The sequence below is a fragment of the Hydrogenophaga sp. genome (assembly GCF_036675665.1).
Taxonomy (GTDB): Bacteria; Pseudomonadota; Gammaproteobacteria; order Burkholderiales; family Burkholderiaceae_C; genus Hydrogenophaga.
The window spans coordinates 1-1,750 of record NZ_JAKFEO010000111.1 but is presented as its reverse complement, the minus strand read 5'-3'; the positions used below and the strand labels follow the sequence as shown (position 1 = coordinate 1,750).

At 67.9% G+C, this 1,750-nt stretch carries 1 protein-coding gene; it reads right to left on the bottom strand.

The features are described from left to right. The coding region (locus V6M63_RS23200; protein ID WP_332745773.1) for a glutamine--tRNA ligase/YqeY domain fusion protein at positions 1–1,729 on the bottom strand (1,729 nt) is incomplete at its 3' end. Positions 1,730–1,750: the final 21 nt, after the last annotated feature.

Below are 1,750 nucleotides of genomic sequence, written 5' to 3'. Positions count from 1 at the left end.
CCCGATGCTCCACCCGATCCGCCACGAAATACCCGTGCCGCTCGAACTGGAACTTCTCGTCCCCCTTCGCCTCCCGCAGTGACGGCTCCACGTACGCCGTCACCACCTTCAGTGAATCCGGGTTGATCTCCTCCAGGAAGTCCTTCTCGCCCGTCCCCGGCTGCGGCACGGCGAACAGGCGGTCGTAGAGCCGCACTTCCGCCTTCAGGCCATCGGCCACGCCCACCCAGGTGATGTTGCCCTTCACCTTCACGGCGTCGGCCCCCGGTGTCCCGCTCTTGGTGTCCGGGATCAGCTTCGCGCGCACCTGCGTGATGGCGCCGTTCGCGTCCTTGTCGGCGCCGACGCACTCCACCACGTGCCCGTACTTCAGCCGCACCTTGTTCCCCGGGAACAAACGGAAGAAGCCCTTGGGCGGGGCTTCCTCGTAATCCGAGCGCTCGATCCACAGCTCGCGCCCGAACGTGAACTGCCGCCGCCCGCGCGAGGCGTCGTGCGGGTGCACCGGCGCGCTGCAGGCATCGAGCTGGTCGTCGCCGCCCATGACCTCGCCCCAGTTCTCGATCACCAGCTTCACCGGGTCCAGCACCGCCATGGCGCGCGCGGCCCTGGGGTCCAGGTCGTCGCGCAGCGCGCCTTCCAGCACCGAGTAGTCGATCCAGCTATCGGCCTTGCTCACGCCGATGCGCTCGGCGAACAGCTGCAGCGATTCGGGCGTGTAGCCGCGCCGGCGCAGGCCGACGATGGTGGGCATGCGGGGGTCGTCCCAGCCGCCCACGTGGCCTTCGTCGACCAGCTGCTTGAGCTTGCGCTTGCTGGTGACCACGTAGGTCAGGTTCAGCCGCGCGAACTCGTACTGGCGCGGGTGCGGCTTGTTGACCAGCCCGCCCTCGGCCAGCCGGTCCAGCAGCCAGTCGTAGAACGGCCGCTGGTCCTCGAACTCCAGCGTGCAGAAGCTGTGGGTGATGTTCTCCAGCGCGTCCTCGATCGGGTGCGCGAAGGTGTACATGGGGTAGATGCACCACTTGTCGCCGGTGTTGTGGTGCTCCGCATGCTTGATGCGGTACAGGGCCGGATCCCGCATGTTGATGTTCGGGCTGGCCATGTCGATCTTCGCGCGCAGCACCGCGGCGCCGTCGGGCAGCTGGCCGTCGCGCATGGCGCGCAAGCGCTGCAGGTTCTCGTCCGCCGACCGGTTGCGGAAGGGGCTGTCCACGCCCGGCCGCGAGAAGTCGCCGCGGTTGGCGCGCATCTGCTCCGGCGTCTGTTCGTCCACGTAGGCCAGGCCGGCGCCCACCAGGTATTCAGCGGCGCGGTACATGAAGTCGAAGTAGTCGCTGGCCTGGTAGAGGTGGCGGGTGCCCTTGGCCTCCCAGTCGAATCCCAGCCAGCGCACCGCGTCCTTGATCGATTCGACGTACTCGACCTCTTCCTTCTCGGGGTTGGTGTCGTCGAAGCGCAGGTGGCAGATGCCGCCGTAGTCGCGGGCCAGCCCGAAATTCAGGCAGATGCTCTTGGCGTGGCCCACGTGCAGGTAGCCGTTGGGCTCGGGCGGAAAGCGGGTGCGGATGCGCGCAGGGTCGGGCGGGCCCGCCTGTTGCGTGGCCGCATCACCCGGGTGGCCGGCCCAGCGCCGCTGCGAGTACGTGCCCTGTTCGAGGTCGCGCTCGATGATCTGGCGCAGGAAATGGCTGGGCTTGGCGCTGTCTTTCTCGGCGGGGGAGGTCATATCGGGGCTGATTCTAGGTTG